This is a genomic window from Pseudomonas sp. H3_D04, from assembly GCF_054669175.1.
In genome coordinates, this window is record NZ_CP162801.1 from 4,033,869 (window position 1) to 4,060,600 (window position 26,732).

The 26,732-nt window shown below is 60.5% G+C and carries 28 protein-coding genes; 8 read left to right on the forward strand and 20 right to left on the reverse strand.

Annotated elements, in window-relative coordinates:
• Positions 1–36 precede the first annotated feature (36 nt).
• The 12 genes from AB4N91_RS18560 to AB4N91_RS18615 all read right to left on the reverse strand — a co-directional run bounded on the left by AB4N91_RS18560 (position 37) and on the right by AB4N91_RS18615 (position 11,499).
• Positions 37–627 (reverse strand): nucleotidyltransferase family protein, encoded by a 591-nt coding sequence (locus AB4N91_RS18560; protein WP_460111516.1) that lies wholly within the window; start codon positions 625–627, stop codon positions 37–39.
• Positions 624–1,607 (reverse strand): XdhC family protein, encoded by a 984-nt coding sequence (locus tag AB4N91_RS18565; protein ID WP_460111517.1) that lies wholly within the window; start codon positions 1,605–1,607, stop codon positions 624–626. The genes AB4N91_RS18560 and AB4N91_RS18565 overlap by 4 nt, the downstream gene beginning before the upstream one ends.
• Positions 1,607–3,928, reverse strand: a complete 2,322-nt coding sequence (locus AB4N91_RS18570) for a xanthine dehydrogenase family protein molybdopterin-binding subunit (protein ID WP_077748001.1) — start codon at positions 3,926–3,928, stop codon at positions 1,607–1,609. The genes AB4N91_RS18565 and AB4N91_RS18570 overlap by 1 nt, the downstream gene beginning before the upstream one ends.
• A complete protein-coding gene (locus AB4N91_RS18575) occupies positions 3,925–4,395 on the reverse strand; it encodes a (2Fe-2S)-binding protein (protein ID WP_010461879.1) in 471 nt (156 codons plus the stop codon). The genes AB4N91_RS18570 and AB4N91_RS18575 overlap by 4 nt, the downstream gene beginning before the upstream one ends.
• A gap of 245 nt (positions 4,396–4,640) precedes the next feature.
• Positions 4,641–5,660: a UDP-N-acetylmuramate dehydrogenase gene (gene murB / locus AB4N91_RS18580; protein WP_460111519.1), complete on the reverse strand. Its 1,020-nt coding sequence runs from the start codon at positions 5,658–5,660 to the stop codon at positions 4,641–4,643.
• On the reverse strand, positions 5,657–6,121 hold the full coding sequence (locus tag AB4N91_RS18585) for a low molecular weight protein-tyrosine-phosphatase (RefSeq protein ID WP_460111521.1): 465 nt from the start codon (positions 6,119–6,121) through the stop codon (positions 5,657–5,659). Before AB4N91_RS18585 ends, murB begins: the two co-directional genes overlap by 4 nt.
• Positions 6,121–6,885: a 3-deoxy-manno-octulosonate cytidylyltransferase gene (gene kdsB, locus AB4N91_RS18590; protein ID WP_282410788.1), complete on the reverse strand. Its 765-nt coding sequence runs from the start codon at positions 6,883–6,885 to the stop codon at positions 6,121–6,123. Before kdsB ends, AB4N91_RS18585 begins: the two co-directional genes overlap by 1 nt.
• On the reverse strand, positions 6,882–7,067 hold the full coding sequence (locus tag AB4N91_RS18595; protein WP_010461887.1) for a Trm112 family protein: 186 nt from the start codon (positions 7,065–7,067) through the stop codon (positions 6,882–6,884). Before AB4N91_RS18595 ends, kdsB begins: the two co-directional genes overlap by 4 nt.
• A gap of 25 nt (positions 7,068–7,092) precedes the next feature.
• On the reverse strand, positions 7,093–8,103 hold the full coding sequence (gene lpxK / locus AB4N91_RS18600; protein WP_010461890.1) for a tetraacyldisaccharide 4'-kinase: 1,011 nt from the start codon (positions 8,101–8,103) through the stop codon (positions 7,093–7,095).
• The gene (locus AB4N91_RS18605; protein ID WP_010461891.1) at positions 8,103–8,534 is read right to left on the reverse strand and encodes an ExbD/TolR family protein; all 432 of its coding nucleotides are present in this window, start codon (positions 8,532–8,534) and stop codon (positions 8,103–8,105) included. The genes lpxK and AB4N91_RS18605 overlap by 1 nt, the downstream gene beginning before the upstream one ends.
• On the reverse strand, positions 8,531–9,166 hold the full coding sequence (locus tag AB4N91_RS18610; protein WP_010461893.1) for a MotA/TolQ/ExbB proton channel family protein: 636 nt from the start codon (positions 9,164–9,166) through the stop codon (positions 8,531–8,533). Before AB4N91_RS18610 ends, AB4N91_RS18605 begins: the two co-directional genes overlap by 4 nt.
• 98 nt (positions 9,167–9,264) lie before the next feature.
• Positions 9,265–11,499 carry a DNA internalization-related competence protein ComEC/Rec2 gene (locus AB4N91_RS18615; protein ID WP_460111525.1) on the reverse strand — a complete coding sequence of 745 codons (2,235 nt, stop codon included), beginning with the start codon at positions 11,497–11,499 and terminating at the stop codon, positions 9,265–9,267.
• A 135-nt stretch (positions 11,500–11,634) separates the two neighbouring features.
• Between AB4N91_RS18615 and AB4N91_RS18620 the strand changes: the two genes are divergently transcribed.
• Positions 11,635–12,153 carry a DUF2062 domain-containing protein gene (locus AB4N91_RS18620; protein ID WP_010461897.1) on the forward strand — a complete coding sequence of 173 codons (519 nt, stop codon included), beginning with the start codon at positions 11,635–11,637 and terminating at the stop codon, positions 12,151–12,153.
• A 141-nt stretch (positions 12,154–12,294) separates the two neighbouring features.
• Here the strand turns inward: AB4N91_RS18620 and AB4N91_RS18625 are convergent, their stop codons facing one another.
• From AB4N91_RS18625 to AB4N91_RS18640, 4 genes are all read right to left on the reverse strand, one after another.
• The gene (locus tag AB4N91_RS18625) at positions 12,295–13,074 is read right to left on the reverse strand and encodes an ABC transporter permease (protein WP_010461900.1); all 780 of its coding nucleotides are present in this window, start codon (positions 13,072–13,074) and stop codon (positions 12,295–12,297) included.
• Entirely contained in the window at positions 13,071–14,003 is a 933-nt protein-coding gene (locus AB4N91_RS18630) for an ABC transporter ATP-binding protein (RefSeq protein ID WP_010461902.1), read from the reverse strand. The genes AB4N91_RS18625 and AB4N91_RS18630 overlap by 4 nt, the downstream gene beginning before the upstream one ends.
• Positions 14,004–14,136: 133 nt before the next feature.
• Positions 14,137–14,760, reverse strand: coding sequence for a glutathione S-transferase family protein (locus AB4N91_RS18635; protein ID WP_083374758.1), 624 nt, complete (start codon positions 14,758–14,760; stop codon positions 14,137–14,139).
• 43 nt (positions 14,761–14,803) lie between these two features.
• Positions 14,804–15,463, reverse strand: coding sequence for a transglutaminase-like domain-containing protein (locus AB4N91_RS18640; protein WP_083374759.1), 660 nt, complete (start codon positions 15,461–15,463; stop codon positions 14,804–14,806).
• Positions 15,464–15,711: 248 nt separating this feature from the next.
• On the opposite strand from AB4N91_RS18640, the gene AB4N91_RS18645 reads away from it, so the two are divergent.
• The 5 genes from AB4N91_RS18645 (at position 15,712) to AB4N91_RS18665 (ending at position 20,615) form a co-directional block, all read left to right on the forward strand.
• Entirely contained in the window at positions 15,712–18,159 is a 2,448-nt protein-coding gene (locus AB4N91_RS18645) for an acyl-CoA dehydrogenase (RefSeq protein ID WP_154912832.1), read from the forward strand.
• Positions 18,160–18,224: 65 nt separating this feature from the next.
• Positions 18,225–18,632 (forward strand): PA2817 family protein, encoded by a 408-nt coding sequence (locus AB4N91_RS18650; RefSeq protein ID WP_154912831.1) that lies wholly within the window; start codon positions 18,225–18,227, stop codon positions 18,630–18,632.
• Between the two features lie 271 nt (positions 18,633–18,903).
• Positions 18,904–19,035 carry a hypothetical protein gene (locus AB4N91_RS18655; protein WP_010461912.1) on the forward strand — a complete coding sequence of 44 codons (132 nt, stop codon included), beginning with the start codon at positions 18,904–18,906 and terminating at the stop codon, positions 19,033–19,035.
• 77 nt (positions 19,036–19,112) lie between these two features.
• Positions 19,113–19,295 carry a hypothetical protein gene (locus AB4N91_RS18660; RefSeq protein WP_010461914.1) on the forward strand — a complete coding sequence of 61 codons (183 nt, stop codon included), beginning with the start codon at positions 19,113–19,115 and terminating at the stop codon, positions 19,293–19,295.
• Between the two features lie 105 nt (positions 19,296–19,400).
• The gene (locus tag AB4N91_RS18665) at positions 19,401–20,615 is read left to right on the forward strand and encodes an MFS transporter (protein WP_010461916.1); all 1,215 of its coding nucleotides are present in this window, start codon (positions 19,401–19,403) and stop codon (positions 20,613–20,615) included.
• Here the strand turns inward: AB4N91_RS18665 and arfB are convergent.
• The gene (gene arfB / locus AB4N91_RS18670) at positions 20,612–21,025 is read right to left on the reverse strand and encodes an alternative ribosome rescue aminoacyl-tRNA hydrolase ArfB (RefSeq protein ID WP_010461917.1); all 414 of its coding nucleotides are present in this window, start codon (positions 21,023–21,025) and stop codon (positions 20,612–20,614) included. The genes AB4N91_RS18665 and arfB overlap by 4 nt on opposite strands.
• Positions 21,026–21,250: 225 nt before the next feature.
• On the reverse strand, positions 21,251–22,666 hold the full coding sequence (locus AB4N91_RS18675; RefSeq protein ID WP_083374760.1) for an amino acid permease: 1,416 nt from the start codon (positions 22,664–22,666) through the stop codon (positions 21,251–21,253).
• Between the two features lie 931 nt (positions 22,667–23,597).
• Here AB4N91_RS18675 and AB4N91_RS18680 point away from each other — a divergent pair.
• A complete protein-coding gene (locus AB4N91_RS18680) occupies positions 23,598–23,735 on the forward strand; it encodes a hypothetical protein (protein ID WP_010461921.1) in 138 nt (45 codons plus the stop codon).
• 70 nt (positions 23,736–23,805) lie between these two features.
• Entirely contained in the window at positions 23,806–24,771 is a 966-nt protein-coding gene (locus tag AB4N91_RS18685; RefSeq protein ID WP_010461923.1) for a M29 family metallopeptidase, read from the forward strand.
• A gap of 233 nt (positions 24,772–25,004) precedes the next feature.
• On the opposite strand, the gene rluB is transcribed toward AB4N91_RS18685, so the two are convergent.
• Entirely contained in the window at positions 25,005–26,303 is a 1,299-nt protein-coding gene (gene rluB / locus AB4N91_RS18690; protein ID WP_010461925.1) for a 23S rRNA pseudouridine(2605) synthase RluB, read from the reverse strand.
• 157 nt (positions 26,304–26,460) lie between these two features.
• Positions 26,461–26,652 (reverse strand): DUF1289 domain-containing protein, encoded by a 192-nt coding sequence (locus AB4N91_RS18695; RefSeq protein ID WP_145308058.1) that lies wholly within the window; start codon positions 26,650–26,652, stop codon positions 26,461–26,463.
• Positions 26,653–26,732: the final 80 nt, after the last annotated feature.

Genomic DNA, 26,732 nt, shown 5'->3' on the forward strand with positions numbered 1-26,732 from the left:
GACCGCGTTATCGTTCTTCGTGGGCAAGACGGTGTGTCAGGAAAATACTAATGCTGCAGGCACATCCACATCCCACAACACCCCGGCATCATCCACCGCCACTTCAACCACCCTGCCCTGCGCAAACAACGGCTTGGCCCCATGATCACCCGATAACGCCATCAACCCCGGCCCAAAACTGCGACCGAACCCGACGGGGTGTCCGTACTTCCCCGCATGCACCGGCACACTGACGCAATCATCCGCAATCCCCGCCACCACCCGCTCGATACTCGACGGCAAGATAAACGGCATATCTCCCAGCACAATCAACCAGCCACTGAGCTCTGGACACGCCGCCACCCCGGCGGCAATGCTATCGCCCATCCCGGCAGGCCCAATCTTCACACTCTCGAAACCGTACGCCTGAGCCATGCGCATCACTTGTGGGCGATCTTCGGTCGTCACCAGCACACGCTTCCCAAGGTTGGCCGGCACACTCAGCAGCACGTGCTCGATCACCGACCGAACCGCGCCATCTCGCCCTGTGCAGTCGGCCAGCAGCTTGTCCTTGTCCGCTCCCGCCACCTCCCTGAAGCGTCTGCCCTGCCCCGCCGCCAGCACGATGACGCCGATGGGTTCACTCATACAACCTCCTGCAACGGCTTCTTCTGCTTCAATTCGACGCCGTTCTTGATCGCCACGATCTCGGCCAGCAGCGACAAGGCGATTTCCGCAGGGCTGTGGCTGCCAATATGCAAACCGATCGGGCCGTGCAGCCGCTCGATGGCCTGTGATGACAAGCCTAGCTGAGCCAGGTTTTCCCGCCGCTTCAGGCTGTTGACCCGCGACCCCAGGGCACCGACATAAAAAGCCCTGGAATCCAGAGCGGTCAGCAACGCCATATCATCCAGGCGCGGATCATGGGTCAGGGCGACAATGGCCGTGCGTTCGTCGGTCTCGATGGTCAGCACCGCTTCATCCGGCATGCCCGAGACGAAACGGCCGTGCTGCTCTTCCCAACCGAAGACAAACTCGCTGCGCGGATCGCAGATCAGCACTTCGAAATCCAGCAGTCGCGCCATTTCGGCGACATACCGGGACAATTGCCCCGCACCGATCAGCAATAGCCGCCAACGCGGACCGTAGATGGCGCGCAGGGTGTGGCCGTCAAAGCTCAGCACATCGCTTTTGTTCGCCGCCTGCAAAATTACTTCACCGGTTGCAATATCCAGCGAACGAGCCACTATTTCATGGGCCTCGCAGCGTTCCAGCAACTCGGCGACCCAACCTGGATCGCCGACCCGCTCCTCGGTCAGGCGCAAGGTGCCACCGCAGGGCAAACCAAACCGTGCGGCCTCCTCACGGGTGACGCCGTAGGTGATCAATTGCACCGGCGGCCCGTCAGGTGGAATCCGCCCATCGTGCAGCCGGGCAATCAGATCATCCTCGACACAGCCGCCGGACACCGAGCCGATCACCACGCCATCTTCACGCAACGCCAGCATCGCGCCAGGTGCCCGGGGCGCAGTGCCCCAGGTCTGGACCACGCTGTACAACACCACCCGCCGACCGGCGCGACGCCATTCCAGCACGCTGCGCAGGACGTTCAGATCCGCGCTGTCCATCAGGCCTGCGCCTTCTGCCAACCTTGCAGCTGGAAGCGAACCGGCAAGTTGCGGATACGCTGGCCAGTGGCAGCGAAGATCGCGTTGCATAGAGCAGGCGCAATCGGCGGTACGCCTGGCTCACCGACTCCGCCCAACGGCACATTGCCCGGAGGCGTCACCAGATGCACCGCCACTTCCTTCGGTGCCAGCGACATGCGCGCCACTTCGTACATGTGGAAGTTGTCCTGCTGCACCTTGCCGTCCTTGAAGCTGATTTCCCCGACCACGGCATTGCCCAGGCCCATGACGCACGCGCCTTCGAACTGAGCGCGAATCCGTTCGGGGTTGATCTGCGGACCACAATCCACCGCGATGTCGGCCTTGTGCACGATCAACGTGCCGTCGTCTTTGACTTCGACTTCGATCACCGCCGCCACATAGCTGACGAAGCTGTAATGCACCGCCAGGCCCAGGCCTCGGCCCTTGGGCAGCTCGCGCCCCCAACCGGCGGCCTTGGCGGCTGTTTCCAGTACCGTGCGCATCCGCCCGGTGTCGATCGGATAACGCTCGGGGGATTCGCCGTAGTTCCACTCTTCACTCAAGGTGCGCGGATCGATCTGACGATCCGGGCCCAGCAGTTTGATCTGGTACTTGAGTGGATCCTGCTTGGCCTTGTGCGCCAGCTCATCGACAAAGCTCTGGATCGCAAACCCGTGGGGAATGTTCGACACCGAGCGATACCAGCCGACCCGGGTATGAATCGCCGCTTCGGGGTTTTCCAGGCGCACGTTGGGGATGGCGTAGGCCATGTTGGTAAAGCCCATGCCCAGCTCGAAAGCCGCCTCGTGGTTCATGCCCGGGGCGAACAGCGCGGTAATGCTCGGGGCCACGGTGCGGTGCAACCAGCCAGAGGGCAGCCCATCCTTGTCCAGGCTGGCCTTCAGGTACTCGGCGGACACGGTGTGGAAGTAGGAGCAGTGGATGTCGTCTTCACGGGTCCATTGCACCCGCACCGCTTTACCGGGGAATTCCTTGGCGAGGATCGCCGCTTCGATGACGAAGTCCGGCTTGGACTTGCGACCGAAACCGCCGCCAAGCAAGGTGACATTGAACGTGACCTTATCGAACGGAATACCAAGGCGTTCGCCAATCCGTTCCCGGGTGACCTGTGGCGCCTGACTCGGGGCCCAGGCCTCGCACACACCGTCTTTGAAGCGGGCGATGGCGACCATCGGTTCCATCGGCGCCTGCGCCAGGTGCGGCAGGTAATACGAGGCTTCGAGGGTGCTGTTGGCGCCTTTCATGGCGTCGTCGATGTTGCCGGTATTGCGCACCACTTTGCCGGGTTTGAGGGACGCGGCTTCCAGTTCTTTGCGGTAGGCGATCGAGTCGTAACTGGCATTGGGGCCGTCATCCCACTCGATCTTCAGCGCTTCGCGGCCCTTGATCGCGGCCCAGGTGTTGCTGGCCACCACGGCCACGCCACCCAATGGCTGGAACTCGGATGGCAGCGGACGGCCTTCGATCTGAATGACCTTGATCACGCCCGGGACTTTCATCGCCGCGCTGGAGTCGACGGATTTGACCGTGCCGCCATAAACCGCCGGACGCGCAATCACGGCGTAGAGCATGCCGTCGAAATGCACATCGGCCCCGTAAATGGCGCGGCCGTTGACGATGTCGGCACCGTCGATCGCCTTGGTGCCTTCCTTGCCGATGTAGCGAAACTCCGACGGTTGCTTGAGCCGCAGGCTGTCACGGGCCGGCACTGCCAGCGCACCCGCAGCGGCGGCCAGAGCGCCGTAGCCCAGTTCACGACCGCTCGGTTGGTGCACCACTTTATGCAGCTGCGCATGGCACTCGCTGACCGGCACTTTCCACTGCTCAGCCGCCGCTTGTTCCAGCATGGTTCGCGCGGCGGCACCGCAACGACGCATCGGCTCGTACCAGTGACGCATGCTGCGCGAACCGTCTGTGTCCTGGTTACCGAAGCGAACCTCGTCACCCGGCGCCTGCTGCACTTTCATCATGGCCCAGTCGGCGTCCAGTTCATCGGCCACTACCATGGTCAAGCTGGTGCGCACACCCTGGCCCATTTCCGAACGGTTGCAGACCACGGTCACCATGCCGTCAGCGGCAATGCTGATGTAAACCTTGGGATCATCGATCCAGCCATTGGGCATGCCGTCGGCGCCGAATTTTTTCTCTTTTTCTTCGGCAAAAGCGTCTTGCCAGCCCCAGCTCGCTACCAGAACTAACGCACTGGTCGCACCGACGCCTTTAAGGAAGCCACGGCGGCTGAGGTTGCTCAGCGCAAAATCATTCGGTAACTGGCTCATGCCTTGGCCTCCTTCAGGTGAGTGGATGCCTGGCGGATGGCGGTCTTGATGCGGTTATAGGTGCCGCAACGGCAAATATTGCCGACCATCGCCTCTTCGATCTGTGCGTCGCTGGGGTTCGGGTTGGTCTTGAGCAGCGCCGTCGCTGACATGATCTGCCCGCCCTGGCAGAAACCGCACTGAGCCACGGCGCTGTCGAGCCAGGCTTGCTGCACGACTTGCCCGACCGGGTCGACGTGCAGGTTATCGATGGTGGTGACGTTCTGGCCGACCACTGAACCGATAGGCGTGATGCAACTGCGCGCCGGAGCGCCTTCGATATGAATGGTGCAGGCACCACACAGGCCCATGCCGCAGCCAAATTTGGTGCCGTTGTAACCGGCCACGTCGCGGATTGCCCAGAGCAGCGGCATATCCTCGGTGACGTCGAGTTGATGGTCTTGACCATTGAGCTTCAGGGTAATCATGGGCACGCCCGCATATTTCTGGAGGTTATGGGGTCGAGCAATCTGCCGCCGAGACTTGGCGGTTGGCATCATGCAGATCGGCTCAGGCTAAGAGGCTCTCTTACGCGGACGGCAACGTCTGCATCGGGCCTTTGGTGGAGCAAATGCTTGCATCGTTAGGTGGCTAAGTTAACCCAGCATTAACAAAAAAGCCCTGCACAGTTGAAGGTGTGCAGGGCTTTGAGATCAGCCATTAAAGCGTAGCCTCAATACTGATTCGGCTCCATTTCCAGTTCGACGTTGAAACGCTGGGAAATGTCTTTCTGAATCTGCTGCGCCAGGTGCAGCAATTGCAGGCCGGTGGCGCTGCCGTAGTTGACCAGCACCAGCGCCTGCAACTTATGCACGCCGGCATCGCCATCGCGAAAGCCTTTCCAGCCGGCCCGCTCGATCAACCAGCCCGCCGCCAGTTTCATCTGCCCATCGGGTTGCGCGTAGGCCACCAGGTCCGGGTATTGGCTTTTCAGCTGCGCGACCAGCGCGGTCGGCACCAGAGGGTTCTTGAAGAAGCTGCCGGCATTGCCGAGTACTGCCGGGTCCGGGAGCTTTTCATTACGAATACTGCAGATCGCCTGGCTGACGTCGGTGGCAGTCGGCTGATCGATGCCTTGCTCGGTCAGGCGCTGGCGAACCGGGCCGTATTCCAGGTGCAGGAGCGCGGCGCGGTTTAGGGTGAAACGCACGCGCAGGATCAACCAACGCCCCGGTTCCTGTTTGAACAGGCTGTCACGGTAGGCGAAGTTGCATTCTTCCAGGGAGAAATCCCGCAGCTCGCCGGTCTGGCGATCCAGCGCGGTCAGGCCGGCGAACACGTCCTTGATCTCGACGCCATAGGCACCGATGTTCTGCATCGGCGCAGCGCCCACGGTGCCGGGGATCAGGCTGAGGTTCTCCAGCCCCGACAACCCCTGCGCCAGGGTGTGCTGCACGAACGGATGCCAAGGCTCGCCCGCCTCGGCTTCGATCACGACCTTGCTGCCGTTATCGCTCAGGATCCGAATCCCGCGCGTAGCCATGCGCAGCACCAGCGCCTGGACATCAGCCGTCAGCAGCAAGTTGCTGCCGCCACCGATCACCAGCAACGGCACGTCATGGGCCGACGCATACGCCAGGGCTTCACGCACATCGGCGTCGCTGTGGGCCTCGGCGAACAACCGGGCCTGAACGTCGACACCAAACGTATTGAACGACTTGAGCGAAACCCGGGGTTGAACTTGCAAACTCATAACCGCCCCTTCAATTCGATCACCAGTCGATCACTGGCGCGTTCGATCAGGTCCAGCACCTGCTCGAAGCCTTGGTCCCCGTCGTAGTACGGATCCGGCACTTCATCGAGGTCTGACTCGTAGCGACGCAGGAACAGGTCCAGCTCGGCTTTGCCCTTGGCCGGTTGCAGGGCCTTGAGGTTGCGCAGGTTGCTGTTGTCCATCGCCAGTATCAGGTCGTAGGCGGAAAAATCGGCGCGGGTCACTTGCTGGGCACGCTGGGCGGACAGGTCGTAACCGCGCAGTCTGGCGGCGGCCTGGCTGCGTTTGTCCGGCGCCTTGCCGACGTGCCAGTCACCGGTGCCGGCGGAGGCGACTTCGATGTGATCGGCCAGCCCCGCCTCGCGCAATTTATGCCGCAGCACGCCTTCGGCCGTCGGGGAGCGACAGATGTTGCCCAGGCACACGAACAGAACGCGCATCAGGCCTCCAGCAGGCGACGGACGCGCTCGAGGTCTTCGACGGTATCGACACCAGTGGGCGGTGCGATCAGTGCGTCAGCGACGTGAATCCGCACGCCGTGCCACAGGGCACGCAGCTGTTCCAGGGATTCAGTGTTTTCCAGCCAGCACGGGCCCCAGCTGACGAAGTCGTGCAGGAAACCGGCGCGGTAGGCATAGATGCCGATGTGGCGGCGGTACGGCACGCCTTCCGGCAATTGCTCGCGGCTTTTGGCGAACGCGTCGCGGGCCCACGGCAACGTGGCACGACTGAAGGTCAGCGCCAAGCCATTAAGGTCGCTGACAACCTTGACCACGTTGGGATTGAACAGGGTTTCCACGTCTTCGATCGGCTCGGCCAGGGTGGCCATGCGCGCTTCGGCGTGGGCGGCCAGGTTGGCAGCCACCTGATCGATCACACTCGGCGGAATCAACGGTTCGTCACCCTGGACGTTGACCACGATGGCGTCGGCGGCCAGGCCGAGTTTCGCGGCGACTTCGGCCAGGCGATCGGTACCGGAATTGTGATCTTCGCGGGTCAGCACCACATCGGCGCCAAACGCCTTGCACGCCTCGACAATGCGCACGTCGTCAGTGGCGACCACGACACGCTCGGCACTGCTTTTGCTCGCCTGCTCCCAGACGTGCTGGATCATCGGCTTGCCGGCGATCAGCAGCAGCGGTTTGCCCGGCAGACGGGTGGAGGCATAACGCGATGGAATGACAACGGTAAAGGCTGTGGTCATTTATCCAGGCGCTCGTCGGTGGTCAGGGTGCGGGCTTCGGTTTCGAGCATCACCGGGATGCCATCGCGAATCGGGTAAGCCAGGCCGGCGCCCTTGCTGATCAGCTCGGTCTTGTCGGCGCTGAGTTTGAGGGGGCCTTTGGTGACCGGGCAAGCGAGGATGTCGAGCAATTTGGTGTCCATGAGCATTCCCTGGATAAAAACGGAGTTAAGGCAAAAGACGAGCCGGCAACAGGCGCATCAGCTGCGTATCGAACCAGGCCACGAAAGCCGGCGATGGCGCAGCATCGACCGCCAGGTACCACCAATCGGCGGCGGCGAAGGCACGGCACTTCACCGCGTCCTTTTCGGTCATCACCAACGGCAATGACGGTGTGAAATTCAAGGCCTGCACGCTGTATTCGGCGTGGTCGGCAAACGCATGCGGCACTGGCTGCCAGTGTAGCGTTTCGAGGGTCGTGAAGAAACGCTGCGGATTGCCGATCCCGGCCACGGCGTGCAGTGCCTGACCTGCGGGGAAGTAGTCGAGGGGGCGACGCTCACCACTTTGCAGGTTGACCAGTTCGGTAGGTTGCAGCTGGAAGGCAAAACCGTTTTCGCGATCATTGGCGGCGCCGTTGTACAGCACGGCATCGACGCTCTGAAGGCGTTCGACCGGTTCACGCAAGGGACCGGCCGGCAGGCAGCGTTTGTTGCCCAGGCCGCGGGCGGCGTCGATCAACACCAGTTCCAGGTCCCGGGCCAGCCGGTAATGCTGCATGCCGTCATCGGAGAGGATCAGATCCAGCGGCTCACTCGCCAGCAGCGCTTTGACGGCGCTGCTGCGATCCGGGTCGATCATCAATGGCACGCCCGTGCGCTGGACGATCAACAGCGGTTCGTCGCCGGCAATGTCCGCGCTTTGATCGGCCTCGACGCGCCACGGCAATTGCGGCGGTTTGGCGCCGTAACCCCGGCTGACCACCCCGACCCGCAAACCACTGCGCTGGCAATGCTGGATCATCCACAGAATCAGCGGTGTCTTGCCAGTGCCACCGACGGTGATATTGCCGACCACGATCAGCGGCACGGGCGGCTGATAGATCTCGCCCTCGCCCGCCAGAAAGCGCTTGCGCTTGTTCATGACGATGCGCCGGTACAGCCACTCCAGTGGCTGCAACAGTTTCAGGGCCGGATGACCTTGGTACCACGCGGCGAGCAAGCGATCGGACATGGCCATCAGGGCGCGGGCGGTGCCGCTTCGACCGTGGTCATGCGCAAGTGGCTGAAACCCAGCTTGCCGGCGGCGTCCATGGCGGTGATGACCGACTGATGCTGAGTCTTGCCATCCGCGCTGATGGACAGCGGCAGGTTGGTGTCGCCATTGGATTCTTTTTGCAGCGCCTCCATCAGCGTCGCGAGGTCGTTCTTCGGCAATAGCTGATTGTTCACCGAGAACGCGCCTTCGGCACTGATGGCAACGTCCAGGTGCTTGACCTGCTGGTCTTCGGCAGGCGAACCGCTGACCGCTTCCGGCAGATCGACGCGCAACTGGGTTTCACGGGTAAACGTAGTGGTGACCACGAAAAACAGCAGCAAGATAAACACCACGTCGATCAGCGACGCGAGGTTGATGTCGACCGTTTCCCGCGGTTTGCGGCGGAATTTCACGCTTTGCCCTCGGCCAGGTCCACATCACGGTCGCCCTGAACCACTTCGACCAGTTTGATCGCTTCCTGCTCCATGCCCACCACCAGCTCATCGATCCGGCGTTGCAGGAATCGGTGAAAGAATACTGCCGGGATACCGACCATCAGGCCAGCGGCCGTAGTGATCAGCGCCTTGGAGATACCGCCCGCCAGCACCGCGGCATTGGTGCCCATGCCCGTGCCCATGAACGCGCTGAAAATGTCGATCATGCCCAGCACCGTACCCAACAGGCCCAGCAATGGGGCCATGGCGGCGATGGTGCCCAGCGCATTGATATAGCGTTCGAGTTCATGAACCACCCGTGCGGCGGCCTCTTCGATGCACTCTTTCATGATCTCGCGACCATGTTTGGAGTTGGCGAGGCCCGCCGCCAGGATCTCGCCCAACGGTGAGTTGGCGCGCAGTTCCTTGAGTTTTTCTTTATTGAGCTGTTTGTCCTTGATCCACACCCAGACCTGCCCGAGCAAATGCTCAGGGGTCACACGGCTGGCTCGCAGGGTCCAGAGACGCTCGGCGACGATCGCCATTGCCGCGATGGAACTCAGAATGATCGGCAGCATCATCCAGCCGCCGGATTTGACCAATTCCCACACAGTGACAGCCCCCTCGAAAAAGTGCGCCACTCTAACATAGGGGCCGGATGCACCGAAGACCGTGATGCCGCATCCGGTCGGGCTTTCATAACTAGCGGTTATGGGCCCAACGGTGGCGGATCGCGCCAGAAACGCCGATCCAGACGCATCGTCCATGGCGGCTTGAACCGTCCCAGTTGCAGACGAATGGCGCCGTGGGTGGCGCTGTCGTAGATCGCCATGCCTCGTTTTTGATAGCGCGCCATGACCGTGGGATGCGGGTGGCCAAAGGAATTGCCCTGGCCCCGGGAAATCAGCACAGCCCTGGGTTGCAACGCGGCGAGCAGCGCCATCGAAGAGGAACTGCGGCTGCCGTGGTGAGGCGATTGCAGCCAATCGGTCGGCACGGCAAGCGGACTGTCGAGCAATGCCCGCTCGGCTGCCGCATCAATATCACCGGTCAGCAGCAATCGCTCGCCACTGGCTTCGATCTGCAAGACACAGGATTTTTGATTGCTGTCGGCGGCGGATGTCCATTGCCAGAGACGGAAGTCCACACCGTCCCAGGTCCATTGCCGGCCGCTTTCACAGCCTTCGGCGCGCAATTCGGCTGGCAGCGCCTCGGGATCACCGCTCAGGACCCGCGCCACCGGCAATCCGTTGGCAATCGCGCGTGCACCGCCGGCGTGATCGGCGTCGGCGTGACTGAGCAGCATCAGGTCGATCCCGGACACGCCCAGTTTGCGCAATGACGGCAGCACCACTCGCTCGCCGAGGTCGAATTCGCCAAAACGCGGCCCGGCGTCATACAACAAGGTGTGATGGCGGGTGCGCACCAGGATGGCCAGGCCCTGGCCGACGTCCAGTTGCCAGACTTCGGCGACGCCTTCGGCAAGCATCGGGCGAGGTGGAAAAACCAGTAACAGCAGCAGCGGCCAACCCAACTGGCGCAACGGCACCCCCTCAGGCAGTAATAGAAGAAAGGCCCCCAGCGTACCGAGCGCCCAAATCCACACCGGCACCGCGACCGGCACCCAGGCGGGGAATCGCCCTGCCATCAATGCCAGCCCCTTGAACAACAGGTCGACCAGACCGCCCGCCAGCCACAGCAACCCCTCGCCCACATAAGGGACGGGCAGTAACAACGTCCCGAGCAAGGCTGGCGGCAATACCACCAGACTGACCCAGGGCACCGCCAGCAAATTGGCCACTGGTCCGCTGACGCTGATCGGCAAGCCAAGTATCAATAGCAATGGGCACAGTCCGATCGCGATCAGCCATTGCGCACGGGTCCACGTTTGCCACCAACGCCACGGCCCCAGACGCCCACCGAAAGTGAAGATCAACACCGCCACCGCTGCGAAGGACAACCAGAACCCCGGTTGCAGGCTCGCCAGCGGGTCGAGCAGTAAAACGCCATTGAGCGCCAGCAACAGCGGCCACCAGGCGCCAAGGTGCCGAAACCTTAGCCGCCACAACAACACCAGACCGATCATCACGCAGGCCCGGCGCACCGGCACCTCAAAACCGGCCAGCAACCCGTAACCCAGCGCAGCGGCAAACGCCAGTCCGCAGGCCCATGGCAGCCAGGGCAAACGGCTCGGCCACAGACCATAGCGCGCCAGCCCGGCGATCAGCAGATACACCAGCCCCGCCAGCAACCCGATGTGCTGCCCGGAAATCACCAGCAGATGCACGGTGCCGGTGTCTTGCAACACTTGCCAGTCCTCGCGACTCAGCCCGCCGCCGTCGCCCAACACCAATGCGATCAGCGCCCCCGTCCGGCCTTGGGCATCGACGGCCTGCAATTGCTGCCGAATGCTGTCACGCCAGGCCCATTGGGCGGCGGCCAGCCTATGGCCATCCTTGACCGTACCGGTAGCGCCGATGCGTTGTGCCAGCAACCAGGCGTCGTAGTCAAAGGCATGCGGATTGAGCAGCCCGGCAGGACGCTTCAACTTGACCGCCAGCCGCCACCGTTCGCCGCTGTTGACGGGCAGTCCGTCATACCAGGCGAGGCGCAGATGCCGGGGCAGCCGGGTGCTTCGGGACTGACTGTCGGTCAACTCGAAGCGCACCACCCCTTCGGCATTCTGCGGCAGGCCCGTCACCCGACCTTCGACCCAACGAGTCTCGCCATCAAGCTTCAGCGACAGGCGATCATCCAGCGCCCACTGCGCACTCGCGCACGCCCAACTGAAGCCGAACAGAAAAAACGCCACCGGGTGAGTCCGAAACGGCAACAGCATCAAACCCACGACCGGCAGCAACATCCATAACCAGACCGGCGGTAAAACCGGTAAAAAACGCAGGGCCAGCAAACCCAACGCCAGCGCCATCATCCCTGTGCGCATACGCCCGTCCTTGAGAGTCCCACCCTAGGCATAGCTGCCCGACTGCACGCACACGGTTATTAATTGTCACAAAGTCTGAATGGGCGGTTCATAGAATCCAGACATACTTGCCGCCTTAACCGACCGAGAAGCCTTATGCCCCGGCGCTTATTCAAACGTTACATGCCAGACCCGACCAGCATCAGGGAACACAAATCCTTACGCTTTCTCGGCACCCTGCTGCATGACCCGAACCTCTGGCACCTCAATCGTCATTCCGTCGCACGGGCCATGGCGGTGGGCCTGTTCGCGGCCTTCCTGCCCATTCCGTTGCAGATGCTGGTCGCTGCCATTCTGGCGATCGTCGTGCGGGGCAACATGCCCATTGCCGTCAGCCTGGTCTGGCTGACCAACCCGATTACCATGCCAGCGGTGTTCTTCTGCACCTATCAGACGGGAGCGTGGTTGATGGACGTGCCGGCCAGGCATTTGCCGGACGAGCTGACCTGGGAATGGATCAGTGGCGAGCTTTCCACCTTGTGGCAGCCGTTTTTGCTGGGTTCAGTGGTGACGGGACTGGTGCTGGGCGCCCTTGCCTATTGCCTGGTGATGATGTATTGGCGCTGGTGGGTTGGGCGGCAGTGGAAGCGGCGCAAGAGAAACCGGATGCAGTAAATGCAAAACGGCCTCCATTGTTGGAGGCCGTTTTTTTATGGCGTCTGGGCTGACGCCTTCGCGGGCAAGCCTCGCTCCTACAGGTCTGATGGTGAACTGTAGGAGCTAGGCTTGCCCGCGAAGCAGGCGACGCGGTCTTTCTCAGGTACGCATCCCGCGCCCACTGACCAGCAGCCGCGCACAACCGATGTATAGAACGACGGTCGCCACCAACATGAAAGTAATCGCCACGCTGATCCTGATGTCCGAAACGCCAAGAATGCCGTAACGGAAGGCGTTGACCATGTGCAGTACCGGGTTGGCCAGGGACACGGTCTGCCAGAACGGCGGCAGCAAGCTGATCGAGTAGAACACCCCGCCCAGGTATGTCAGGGGTGTCAGCACGAAGGTCGGGATGATCGAAATATCATCGAAGTTACGTGCAAACACGGCGTTGATGAAGCCCAGCAGCGAGAAGATCGTCGCCGTCAGCACCACCACCAGAATGGTCACGCCCAGGTGATGCACCTGCAATTCGGTGAAGAACAGCGACAACAGCGTCACGATCAGCCCGACCATCAAGCCCCGCAGCACGCCGCCCAGGGTGTAGCCAATCAGAATCGTATGCGGCGATACCGGCGACACCATCAATTCTTCGATGGAGCGCTGGAACTTGCTGCCGAAGAAACTCGACACCACGTTGCCGTAGGAGTTGGTGATCACCGACATCATGATCAGGCCCGGCACGATGTATTCCATATAGGTGAAGCCACCCATATCACCAATCTGTCGACCGATCAGGTTACCGAAGATCACGAAGTACAGGACCATGGTGATGGCCGGCGGCAGCAGGGTCTGCGGCCAGATCCGGGTAAAGCGCTTCACCTCGCGGTAAACGATGGTGTTGAGGGCAACGAGGTTGGGTTGCAGCTCGGAACTCATACCGCCACCTTCGACAGATTTTTCTCCACCAGAGACACGAACAACTCCTCGAGGCGATTGGTTTTGTTACGCAGGCTCAGCACTTCGATGTTCTGCTGCGCCAACTGGGTGAACAGCGCGGTGATGCCCATGGCCTTGTCGACCTGGACTTCGAGTGTGTGGCTGTCGAGCAGCTTGGTCGGATAACCGAGCAACTGCGGCGCGACGTTCAGCGTGTTCTTGAGATCAAGCAGAAAGGTTTCCACATGCAGCTGGCCGAGCAGCTGTTTCATGCTGGTGTTCTCGACAATCGTGCCGTGGTCGATGATGCCGATGTTGCGGCACAACTGCTCAGCCTCTTCCAGGTAATGAGTGGTGAGGATGATGGTGATGCCTTTCTGGTTCAGCTCGGTGAGAAAGGTCCACATCGAGCGACGCAGTTCGATGTCCACACCCGCAGTCGGTTCATCGAGGATCAGCAGGCGCGGTTCGTGAACCAGTGCGCGGGCGATCATCAGGCGACGCTTCATGCCACCGGACAGCGAACGCGATGGCACATCGCGTTTGTCCCACAGCCCGAGCTGGGTCAGATACTGCTCGGCGCGTTCCTTGGCGATCTTCGGCGGGATGCCGTAGTAACCGGCCTGGGTCACGACGATGTCGAAGGTTTTTTCGAACTGGTTGAAGTTGAATTCCTGGGGCACCACGCCGATGCAACGCTTGAGCGCCGCCGGCTCCTTGTCCAGGTCGTGACCGAAGATATTCACCGTGCCGCTGGTCTTGTTCACCAGGGTCGAGAGAATGCCGATGGTCGTGGATTTGCCGGCACCGTTAGGGCCGAGCAAGGCGAAAAAGTCACCTTCGGCGACGTCCAGATCGATACCACTCAAGGCCTGGAAACCGTTGCCGTAGGTTTTGGTTAGCTGCCGGATGGACAGAGCGGAACTCATATCGGATTTACGCACCAAGAAGGGAAGAAAGGGATAACTATGGGCGGGCGGCGAGCAATGCAACCGCGGCGCACGAGCGCAATGGTGCTTGTCGCCGCCAAACAAGTACAGTCAAGTGTGTCGATAGTGAGTATTAAGTCAACGCGGTCATAACGGCTTTTTTATACGCCGGACGCTGTTTCAGTCGTGCATACCAGGCTTCAAGATGCGGCTGCGGTGCACGCTCGATCGGCATCTCGAACCAGGCATAAATGAAACTGCCAAGGGGAATGTCGCCCATGCCGATTTCGTCGCCGGACAGATACGGCGCGGCCGCCAACGCCTGGTTCGCCATCGCCAACAGATCATCGCACTCCTTGATTGCGGCGTTGATGGCGGTCCAGTCCTGCTTGTCTTCAGGTGTGCGTAACACGCCCCAGAACACCGTGCGGAACGGGCCGGCAAAACTGGAGGTGGTCCAGTCCATCCACTTGTCGGCAGCGGCGCGAGCCTTCAGATCCGTCGGGTACCAGGCCGTGCCGTTGGCGTGCTGAGCCATCAGGTAGCGCACGATGGCGTTCGATTCCCAGAGCACGAAGCCGTCATCTTCGATCACCGGCACGCGACCGTTGGGATTCATCGCACGATACTGCGGCGTATCGACTACACCGAAGGCGCCACCCGCATCGATGGCTTCATAGGCCAGGCCCAACTCCTCGGCGGCCCACAATGGCTTTCTGACATTCGACGAATTTTTCCGACCCCAGATCTTCAGCATGACCGCCTCTTTATGGATGAATGCGCAGGCAGCATACGCCGGATCAGGCGCGGCTCAAATCACTCTGCATGTCACCCAGCAACGCCGGCAATGTGTCGCTGAACAAATGTGGGTAGCACTTTTCCAGGTGCTCGAAAAAGAACGTCTCAGGCACGTCGGTGAACTGGCCGTGGTCGACCAGGTACTCCATCAACTGCTCGCCGTCGCGGTTGAAGGGATGGAAAACACTGTCGTTGATGCCGTCGAACTCCAGCGGCGCGATATTGAACAGTTCGCAGAGTTGCTGGTTGAAGGCCGGCGTCGCCTTGACCCAGCGCCCGTTCAGAAACAACTCCGTATAGCCGTGCATGGCAAACACGTCGCTCCTGAGCAATTCGAGCAACCGCGGCGTCGACAGGTGATTGCGCACGTCCGCCAGACCGATCCGCGCAGGGATCCCGCAATGTCGCGCGGCACCGGCCAGAAGCGTGGCCTTGGGCACGCAATAACTTTCCCCGGCCGCCAAGGCATAACTGCCGCGCAACGTATCCGGGTCGCGACTGAACGTGTAGGGGTTGTAGCGCACGGCCTCGCGCACCGCGTAATAGAGATTGATCGCCTGCTCAAGCGGATCGCGACTGGCGCCCCGGTGTTTTTCGGCGAACTCCACCACCGAGGGGTGGTCACTATCGATGAAGCGGCCGGGACTCAGATACTCGTGCATGAGAACAATCTCCTGGGGAAGCCACGAGTCTAGCGACACCTTCAGCACAGAGATAACGACGTTTCGGCCAAACATGGGCGTATTGCCGCGTAGGAAACGAACGATTTCCCGGGCGTGTTGCCAACCCAACCTACAAAACTCATCGATGGTTTCCCACGAATTCAATCACCTCGCTCCGACCACCCTGTTTTGCGGATGCCGTCTAAGCTCTGAAGGTTGGTTTTGCCCTGGTTCACGGAGGATTAAATATGCTGCTGTTGTGGATACTGGTTCTGGTTGTCGGGATAGCTTATTTAGCCCACCGTCGCATCGCCCCCCTGCCCGCCCTGTGCATCGTCGCTGCCTATATCGTCGCGATGGGTGCCTTCAGTCGCGCGCCAGGCTGGCTGCTGCTGGTTTTCTGGGTGTTGATTGCAGCCGTCGCGGCGCCGTTGTTGCTGCCCGACCTGCGTCGCAAATTCTTCAGCGCGCCGCTGTTCAGCTGGTTCCAGAAAACCCTGCCGCCAATGTCGCAAACCGAGCGCGATGCGATCGACGCCGGGACCGTGTGGTGGGATGGCGAACTGTTCAGCGGTCGCCCGGACTGGAACAAGTTGCTGTCCTATCCAAAAGTGCAGCTCAGTGAAGAGGAACAGGCCTTTATCGACGGCCCGACCGAAGAGCTCTGCGCCATGGTCACCGACTGGCAGATCGGGCAAGACATGGACCTGCCGCCCGAAGCCTGGACCCACATCAAGGAGAACGGCTTCTTCGCGCTGATCATCCCCAAAGAGTTTGGCGGCAAGGGCTTCTCGGCCTATGCCCACTCCCAGGTGGCGATGAAACTGGCAACCCGCAGTGGCGACCTCGCGTCGACCGTAATGGTCCCTAACTCGCTGGGCCCGGCCGAACTGCTGCTGCATTACGGCACCGACGAACAACGCAACCATTACCTGCCAAGGCTGGCACGGGGTGACGATATCCCGTGCTTCGCATTGACCGGCCCACTGGCCGGCTCCGACGCTGGCGCCATGCCCGACACCGGGGTCATCTGCAAAGGTGAATGGGAAGGCAAGGAAACCCTCGGCCTGCGCCTCAACTGGGAAAAGCGCTACATCACGCTGGGCCCGGTCGCCACCCTCCTCGGCCTGGCCTTCAAGGCCTATGACCCGGACCATTTGTTGGGTGACAAGGAAGACCTGGGCATCAGCCTGGCGCTGATCCCGACCGACACCGCCGGTGTCGAGATCGGCCGCCGCCATCTGCCGCTGGGTGCCGCCTTCATGAATGGCCCGAACTCCGGCAAGGACGTCTTCGTGCCGCTGGACTTTCTCATCGGCGGCCAGGAAATGCTCGGCAAGGGCTGGATGATGCTGATGAACTGCCTGTCAGTCGGGCGTTCGATTTCCCTGCCGGCGGTCGGCACCGGTGCGGCCAAGTTCACCAGCCTGGTCACCGGTCAGTACGCACAGGTTCGTGAGCAGTTCAACGTTCCACTGTCGGCGTTCGAAGGTATTCAGGAAGCCATGGCACGCATCGGCGGCAACGCCTGGATGATGGACGCCGCCCGAATGCTGACCGCCAACGCGGTGGACCTGGGCGAGAAACCGTCGGTGCTGTCGGCGATTCTCAAGTACCACCTCACCGAACGCGGCCGCGAGTGCATCAGCCACGCCATGGATGTTCACGGCGGCAAGGCGATCATCATGGGGCCGAACAACTACCTCGGTCGCAGCTGGAATGGCGCGCCCATTTTCATCACCGTGGAAGGCGCGAACATCCTCTCGCGCAACCTGATGATCTTTGGTCAGGGTGCCATTCGCTGCCATCCGTTCGTGCTGAAAGAAATGGCTCTCGCCGGCCGTGAAGACAAGGATCAGGCACTCACCGAATTCGATGGCCTGCTGCTCAAGCACATCGGTTTCGCCGTGAGCAACGCCGCCAGCACGCTGGTGTTGAACCTCGGCTTCGGGCACCTGGAACATTCGCCGGGTGACAAGCTCAGTCAGGGTTACTTCCGTGCGCTTAATCGACAGGCGGCTGCGTTTGCCATGCTTGCCGACCTCAGCATGATGTTGCTGGGCGGTGAACTGAAACGTCGCGAACGCCTGTCGGCGCGTCTTGGGGATGTGCTCAGCAACATGTACCTCGCCTCCGCCGCGCTCAAGCGTTACCACGACCTCGATTCGCCGGAGCACATGGCGCCGCTGTTCAAGTGGGCCATGGAAGAAAGCCTTGGCCAGTCGGAGCGTGCGCTGGATGAATTGCTCAGCAACTTCCCGAACAAGGTGCTGGGTTGCCTGTTGCGGGTGATCGTGTTCCCGTTCGGCCGTCGCCACAAAGGTCCATCGGACAAACTCGGCGCCGAAGTCGCCGCAGTGATCGGGCGCGCCAAAGGCGATCCAACCCTCGAAGAATTGCTCGGCGGTTGCTACCGCCCGCAATCGGCAGACGACGCGGTCGGTGCCCTGCAACACGCCTGCAACCTGTTGAACGCAGCGCAGCCGTTACAGAAAAAACTGCACGTGGCGCTCAAGAGCGGTCAGGTCAAACCGGCGGCTGGGGAACATGTCATCGATGCAGCGCTGGAGGCTGGAGTGTTGCAAGCGGGTGAGGCGCAGTCCCTGCGTGATGCCGAAGCAGCGCGGCGCAAGGTCATCGACGTCGATGATTTCGACAAAGACGAACTGGCACTGGCCGACGGAAAGGTCCGCTGATCCTGTAAAAACGGGCGCAGGAGCTTTATACTCCTGCGCCCGTTTTGCTCTTGAGGACTTATCTCGTGTCCAACGTCGTTGCCGATCATCTTGTCTTGCTCGACCACTTGCGCAGCATCCTGGTCGCGGTAGGTGAGGCCGAACAGGTTCCCGAAGAAAGCCATGCCTTGTTCCTGGAGCGCTTCGACGAATTGCGTGCGTTGCTGCCGGTCGACCCGATCGAAAGCCAATACCTGGGCCAGGACATTCTGTGCCAGGTGATCACCCGTTACCCGCAAATCGCCCACCTGGTCCCGCGCGACCTGTTGTGGTACTTCGCCGGTGACTGCCTGCATTTCATGCCCGATGATGAAATCGATTTGTACCAGGCACTGGAAGAGCGTCGTTTCGAAGCCGAACAGAACGACGAACCTTTCGACTGGAATCAGGAAAAACAGCTGCTGGCAATGTCGAACGACGAGCCGAAGCACTGATCACCGACTGGAATGCAAAGGGCCCGCATGGTTATTCATGCGGGCCTTTTTTATGGCATTGCCGAATACTGTGATGTCTGGCCGGGCCCTTCGCGAACAGGCTCGCCCCTCTGTTTTGTGTCACTGCTATTGACCTGTCTAGACAACTCCATCCGTCGAAACAAATGGATATAAAAGTCTGTTTGTCATTTCTCCTGCTGTATCCTGCCCAAGCTTTTTAAAAGCGCGGATCTACCAGATCTATCAACAGACTTTGCGAGGAGCGCGAACCATGCACGAGATCCCTAATCTCCCCTTCCCAAGCCTGCACGAAACTGAGCAGACAACCACGCAACAAGCCGGTGCCCAACAGCCCGAGCCGAAAGAAGCCACTGAACGCCGCCAGGCCGACAGCGAAGACTGAAACACCCGCAATGCCAGACCGTGTGGAAAGCGCTAACATGCGCTTTCCACACCGCCTGAACCCTTGAGCTGCCCACCATGACCGACGACTTCACAGAGACCCAGGCCAGCGTCCTGATCGGCACCGCCGAGAAGATGATCGAGATCTGGAATCGCCTCTCCCCCGAGAAACAAGCCGCGTTGCTCGCCCGTTTCGGCACCGAAGAAAACGCCCTGGCCGCCCTGGTCACGACGCAACTGGTCGCCCCCGCAAAACCCTGATTAACCCCCCGCACGGCAAATAGTTTTACTTTTCCACGCCCCACGGACGCTCGCGCCGCTATCATAAGCAGCCTATCTATCCTGCTTTCCCGTGGACCTTTACCCATGTCTGAAAACCAGCGCCCCCTGGCGGTCACGCTGCAAGTCGTTTCCATCGTTCTCTTTACCTTCATCGGCTACCTGAACATCGGCATTCCCCTCGCCGTATTGCCCGGCTACGTCCACAGCGATCTCGGCTTCGGCGCAGTAATCGCGGGGCTGGTGATCAGCGTGCAATACCTGGCCACCCTGCTCAGCCGCCCTTATGCCGGGAAAATCATCGACAATAAGGGCAGCAAACTCGCGGTGATGTATGGTCTCGCCGGTTGCGGTTTGAGCGGCGTGTTCATGCTGATTTCAGCCTGGACCCAAAGCCTGCCGATGCTGAGCCTGATCAGCCTGCTGATCGGCCGCCTGGTGCTCGGCAGCGCGGAAAGCCTGGTGGGCTCCGGCTCGATTGGTTGGGGCATCGGCCGGGTCGGCGCGGCGAACACCGCCAAAGTCATCTCCTGGAACGGCATAGCGAGTTACGGCGCACTGGCAGTCGGCGCGCCGTTGGGTGTGTTGCTGGTCAGTCAACTGGGCTTGTGGAGCATGGGCGTGAGCATCGTGCTGCTGGCCGTCCTTGGCCTGGCACTGGCCTGGCCAAAAACCGCCGCGCCGATTGTGGTCGGTGAACGGCTGCCGTTCATGCATGTGCTGGGACGGGTGCTGCCCCATGGTTGCGGCCTGGCCCTGGGCTCGATCGGATTCGGCACCATCGCCACCTTCATCACGCTGTATTACGCCACACAGCACTGGGACAACGCGGTGCTGTGCCTGAGCCTGTTCGGCGCCAGTTTCATCGGCGCGCGATTGCTGTTCGGCAACCTGATCAACCGCCTCGGCGGCTTTCGCGTGGCGATTGCCTGCCTGTCGGTGGAAACCCTGGGGCTGCTGCTGCTGTGGCTGGCGCCGGATGCACATTGGGCACTGGCCGGTGCGGCATTGAGCGGTTTCGGCTTCTCGCTGGTGTTCCCGGCGCTGGGCGTGGAAGCGGTCAACCTGGTGCCGGCCTCCAGTCGCGGTGCTGCGGTCGGGGCTTACTCGCTGTTCATCGATTTGTCGCTGGGGATTACCGGGCCGCTGGCCGGTGCGATTGCTGCAGGGTTTGGCTTTGCCTCGATCTTCCTGTTCGCCGCGATTGCTGCATTGAGCGGTTTGGCGCTGAGCGTTTATTTGTACCGGCAGGCGCCGAAGCACTTGAGTGAAAAGTACCGCGAAGGGCGCGACGCTCGCTAGAAATCGATCTTGCCGCGCCCGGCCTTGATGCTGCCGCGCTTGGTCTTGGATTCCAGCCGACGCTTCTTCGAACCGAGGGTCGGCTTGGTCGGGCGGCGTTTCTTCTCGACTTTGGTGGCGCTGAGGATCAACTCGACCAGCCGCTCCAGCGCATCGGCGCGATTGGCTTCCTGCGTGCGGTATTGCTGGGCCTTGATAATCAACACGCCATCGCTGGTGATGCGACTGTCACGCAGCGCCAGCAGCCGTTCCTTGTAGAACTCGGGCAAGGACGAGGCCGGAATGTCGAAGCGCAGGTGCATGGCGCTGGAGACCTTATTGACGTTCTGCCCACCGGCGCCTTGCGCGCGGATGGCGGTCAACTCGATCTCGGCATCCGGCAGATGCACATTGTTGGAAATCACCAGCATGGAAAAGCGTCCGTATTCAGAACGCGCAGGATACCGCGAATGAACTGAAAGCATGCGGTCCCTGTAGGAGCGAGGCTTGCCCGCGATAGCAGTGTTGTCAGTCGACATCTTTGTTGCCTGACACGACCCCATCGCGAGCAGGCTCACTCCTACACGGGGGTTGTGTGAAGCCTGAAAATGACAAACCCGGCACATGGCCGGGTTTGTTGTTTCTGCGAGCTGCGCTTACTTCGCGTTTGCAGCCTGCAACGCATGCTGAGCGCTGCGCTTGTTCTTGATCCCGTAGCACACCCACATGAACGCGACCCAAACCGGAATCGCATACACCGAGATCTGGATGCCCGGGATCAACAGCATTACGCCGAGAATGAACACCACGAACGCCAGGCAGACGTAGTTCCCGTATGGGTACCACAGGGCTTTGAATAGCGGCGTCTGCTTGGTCTTGTCCATGTGCTGGCGGAACTTGAAATGCGAGAAGCTGATCATCGCCCAGTTGATCACCAGGGTGGCAACCACCAGCGACATCAGCAGTTCCAGCGCGTTTTGCGGGATCAGGTAGTTCAGCAACACCGCAATCAACGTCACCGCCGCCGAAGCGAGGATCGAACGCACCGGCACGCCGCGCTTGTCGATTTTCGCCAAGGCTTTCGGCGCATCGCCCTGCTCGGCCATGCCCAGCAGCATCCGGCTGTTGCAGTAAGTGCCGCTGTTGTACACCGACAGCGCCGCCGTCAGGACTACGAAGTTGAGGATGTGTGCGGCGGTGTCGCTGCCAAGCATCGAGAACACTTGCACGAACGGGCTGCCGCTGTAGGAATCACCCGACGCATTCAGGGTCGCCAACAGGCTGTCCCATGGCGTCAGCGACAGCAGGATGACCAGCGCACCGATGTAGAAAATCAGGATCCGGTAGATCACCTGGTTGATGGCTTTCGGGATCACGGTTTTCGGCTTGTCGGCTTCTGCTGCGGTGAAACCGAGCATTTCCAGGCCGCCGAAGGAGAACATGATGATCGCCATGGCCATCACCAGGCCGCTAACCCCGTTCGGGAAGAAACCGCCGTGGGCCCACAGGTTGGTCACCGAGGCTTGCGGGCCGCCGTGGCCGCTGACCAGCAGGTAGCTGCCGAGCGCGATCATGCCGACAATCGCCACGACCTTGATGATCGCGAACCAGAACTCGGCCTCGCCAAAGACTTTGACGTTGGCCAGGTTGATCAGGTTGATCAGGACGAAGAAGCCGGCGGCCGAGACCCAGGTCGGAATGTGTGGCGCCCAGTAGTGGATGTATTTGCCGACCGCAGTCAGCTCCGACATGCCCACCAGGATGTACAGGATCCAGCAGTTCCAGCCCGACAGGAAGCCGGCGAACCCGCCCCAGTATTTATGGGCGAAGTGGCTGAAGGAACCCGCCACAGGCTCTTCGACAATCATTTCGCCGAGCTGGCGCATGATCATGAAGGCAATGAAGCCGCAGATGGCGTAGCCGAGGATCATCGACGGGCCGGCAGATTTCAGTACACCGGCCGAGCCCAGGAACAGCCCGGTACCGATCGCGCCACCGAGGGCGATCAGTTGAATATGGCGATTTTTCAGGCCGCGTTTCAGCTCGCCTGAATGCGAGTTTTGTCCACTCATGAAAAGGGTCTCACGCAAGGTTTGATGATGTTCGTTAGACGTTGCTGCTCGGTTGCGATTTCAAGCAGCGCCGATCAAACCCCAGCGAAGGCAAAAGGAGTTCAGCGTTTTTACAACGGTCATGCGTCACCTGTTTGTTTTTATCTGTGACGAAATCGAACCCGACACGCTTGTGGCGCGGCGGAGTGAACAAGGCGGATAGCCTTGAGGTTTGCGCAGATGCGCAGGAGGTCACAGTTAAAACGCGGCGCATTGTACACCTGTAACCCCCTGCTGCCAGACACCGCTGGATCAGCGCGTCGTTTGCCGGGATTGCCTGTGTCCGCCCCGAGGGTCTCGGGCGGCTGCAAAAACTGGGTCAGACCTTTGCGGGTCTTCGACGGGGACGACGAACAAATCGCCCTCGGGGGAGAAGTGGAGATGAGTCACGGCGTTCATTGCGCCTCCTTCTTGTTATGCACCTGCACGACAGGCATGGAGCGCATCTCACCCTGCCAGCGCCGTTGAAACAAGCGAGCCAGAGCCTTGCAGGGTGGTTGAACGACGTGTTTGCGGAAGGATTTCCTTACACACCTTCCGTGGACGTCAATCCAAGGGCTCAGAGGCGATAATCCGTCAGCTTTTCTTTACAAGCCGTAACGCACACTTTCCAAATCAGATCAATCCGTAGGACGACTGCAAATTGACGTTAGGAAGCTTCCTAAGGAAAAGGTCGAGTTAGTTTTTTGTTTTTAATCGATAAACAGGCCCTCAGAAAACAGAATAAAAAGTTCAAACAAATCTAATTTGATTATTTTTTTGCAATTTAAAAAGCTCTGGACTAGGTTTTCAGCGACTTGCCGAGACGCATCGACCGGCAAGTTGGCACGTTATTCAATGACTGAAAAACGCGCCGCTGCACTTACCGAAAAAGTCATCTAGGAGATTCACAATGCAAGCACTTGAAAAAGACTTGGAAACTGAACTGCAACTGGACGATTGGTTTGAAGCACCGACCCATGAAGCCGCCGTTGAAATGATGCAAGCCGATGCGGTTGTTCCGTTCGGCACGGCGATGTGGCCTCTGTAAGGCCCACCCGGCAGGCACGATCCGGCCGGTTGTGCCTGCCACTTTTTCTCGGTTTGTCAGGGAGGACTACATGGATAAGCAACGCGCCATATCGCATTTCCTTTACTACCTCGAACACCACCCTGCCGTTGCCGGCATCAACCCGGCAAAGGTCTTGCTCGGCCACACCGCTGATTACGAGGCACTGACCGGCGCCATCGCCGAACAGGCCAGTGACAGCCAGCCCTTCCGTTTCAGCACCCTGCGCCTGGACATCGAGCCGACAGAAAAGCTGGCCCAGGCGATTGCCGAAAGCGATCTGTACATTTTCTTCTACGACTCTTCCACCCTGCCCAATCCTCGCCCCGACGGCCCGGAGTTTGTCCGTGCGCTGCAAGGTGTAATGGCCGAGAACTGGAAGAAGTCGCTGCTGTTCAAGGATTACGGCGATTACTTCTACGACACTTTCAGCGTCACTCCGCAGCGCATAGCGGGCTTGAACAGCCACTTGATCCAGCGCATGTCTCACGCGACAACGTTGAGTTTCAAAGATGATCACGGCTCGTGGTTTGAAACACCGCTGAACAGCATCAAGAAGTGGACCGACATCAACGGCATCGGCAACTTTGATTTGGCCCCCGGTGAAATTGCCACGCACAGCGAAGCGATCAACGGCCGGGTGAAGTTCATGGGGACCTTCCTCAGCACCATTCCGTTTGCCCGCAAGTACGGGGTGCTGGATTCGCCGCTGGAGTTGTGGATCGAGAACTCGACCATCCACAAGATCGCCACGGAAGTGCCGGGACTGGAACATGATTTCAACAAGTACCTGGAGGCCAATCCGTCGAACCGGCGCATTGAGGAATTGGGAATCGGCACCAATGAAGGCGTGAAGGCGCTGTATGCCCGAAATGCCGGGTTCGAGGAGCGCCATTGCGGGCTGCATCTGGGGTTGGGTGGTGGGGCCAAGGGCAGCCATCATCTGGACCTGATCTTCTCCAGCGGCGTGTTGGCGCTGGATGATGAGCCGGTGTTTGATGGGCGGTTTGTTTTCTAAGCAACATGAACCCTGTGGCGAGGGAGCTTGCTCCCGTTCGACTGCGCAGCAGTCGCAAAACCTGCCGCCACGATTTGCCTGACACACCGGGGTAGAGGGTTTGGGGCCGCTTCGCGACCCAACGGGAGCAAGCTTCCTCGCCACAGGTTTATCTGCATTCTGAAGACCGGCTTTTGCCAGACCAAAAAAAACGCCAACCCGAGGGTTGGCGTTTTTTATTCGGTGCTTACCGATTACTCAGGCTTGCGACGACCAAAGCCCGGACGCTGGCCCGAACCGGCTGGCGCACCACGGCGTTTGCCTGATGGCGCATCCTTGTCGACCAGAACGATGCCTGGGCGCTTCTTCGCCGGTGCCTTGGCCGGGCGCTTGGTGTCGGAAGGACGGTCTGCCACTGGCGTACCGCGACCCGACTCACCACGAGACTCGCCACGACCGGCTGGAGCACCGCGATCACTGCGACCACCACTTGGAGCACCACGGCCTTCGCCACGTTCAGTGCGACCGTTGGCCGGACGCGGCGTGCGTGGACCGCGCTCGCCATCAGCGCGTGGCGCTGCTGGTTTGCGGGCTGGACGCTCGCCTTCGATTTGCGGTTCACGGGAGTCACGCGGCGTAGCAGCGGTCTGGTTGCCGATGGCTGGACGCAACGAACGCACGCGCTCGGTCTTGCCCATTGGACGCGACGATTTACGCTGCATGCGGTCGAGCTTGTCTTTGCTCTTGGCGTTCATTTGCGGCATGGCCACTGGGGTCAGGCCGACTTCAGCACTCAGAATGTCGACTTCGTACTGGCTCATTTCGCGCCAGCGGCCCATCGGCAGGTCGGAGTTGAGGAACACCGGACCGAAACGCACGCGCTTCAGACGGCTGACCACCAGGCCCTGGGATTCCCACAGACGACGAACTTCGCGGTTGCGACCTTCCATCACCACGCAGTGGTACCAATGGTTGAAACCTTCGCCACCAGGTGCTTGCTTGATGTCGGTGAACTTGGCCGGGCCGTCTTCGAGGACGACGCCTGCCTTTAGACGCTCGATCATTTCGTCATCGACTTCACCACGGACACGTACCGCGTATTCACGGTCCATTTCGTAGGACGGGTGCATCAGGCGGTTGGCCAGCTCACCGTCGGTGGTGAACATCAGCAGGCCGGTGGTGTTGATGTCCAGGCGACCGATGTTGATCCAGCGACCTTCTTTCGGGCGCGGCATCTTGTCGAAAACGGTCGGACGGCCTTCCGGATCAAGGCGAGTGCAGATTTCACCGTCGGGCTTGTTGTACATGATCACGCGGCGTACCGACTCGGCGGCTTCTTCGCGCTTGATCACCTTGCCATCAATGGTGATGGCGTCGTGCATGTCGACGCGCTGCCCAAGGGTGGCGTCTTTGCCATTGACCTTGATGCGGCCGTGGCTGATCCAGGCTTCCACGTCACGGCGCGAGCCGACGCCGATACGGGCGAGGACTTTCTGCAGTTTTTCGCCTGCTGGGCCGATTTCCTGGTCGTCTTTCTGGTCGTTGATACTCATCTGGGCACCTCCCGGTGTGGTCTGTTCAGGCGGCCCTGAATTGAGCGTCCTGAAGCGATGTAAAACTGGGTACTTTGGCAAAGGGATCGCCAAAGGGTCGCGAATCATACGCTCATGGAAGCGTTCGCGCATCAGAGACTAGCTGATGAATGGAGACTTACTTGCCTTTCCGCCGACCGGCGGCGCCAAGTTTGATCAACCGCAGCGACGCTTCGGCCAGCACCGTGCGCTTGTCGGACTTGTCGAGTTTCTTCCAGGCCCTGATCTCGCGCTTGCTGCGGCCGCAGCCGAGGCAGATGTCATCGGTGAATTTGCAGACGCTGATGCAGGGGTCTTTGGTTGAGCTCATCAAATTCTCTAGGCAACACAGAACCCCTGTAGGAGCGAGCCTGCTCGTGATGAGGGAGTGTCAATCGACATCGTTTTGCC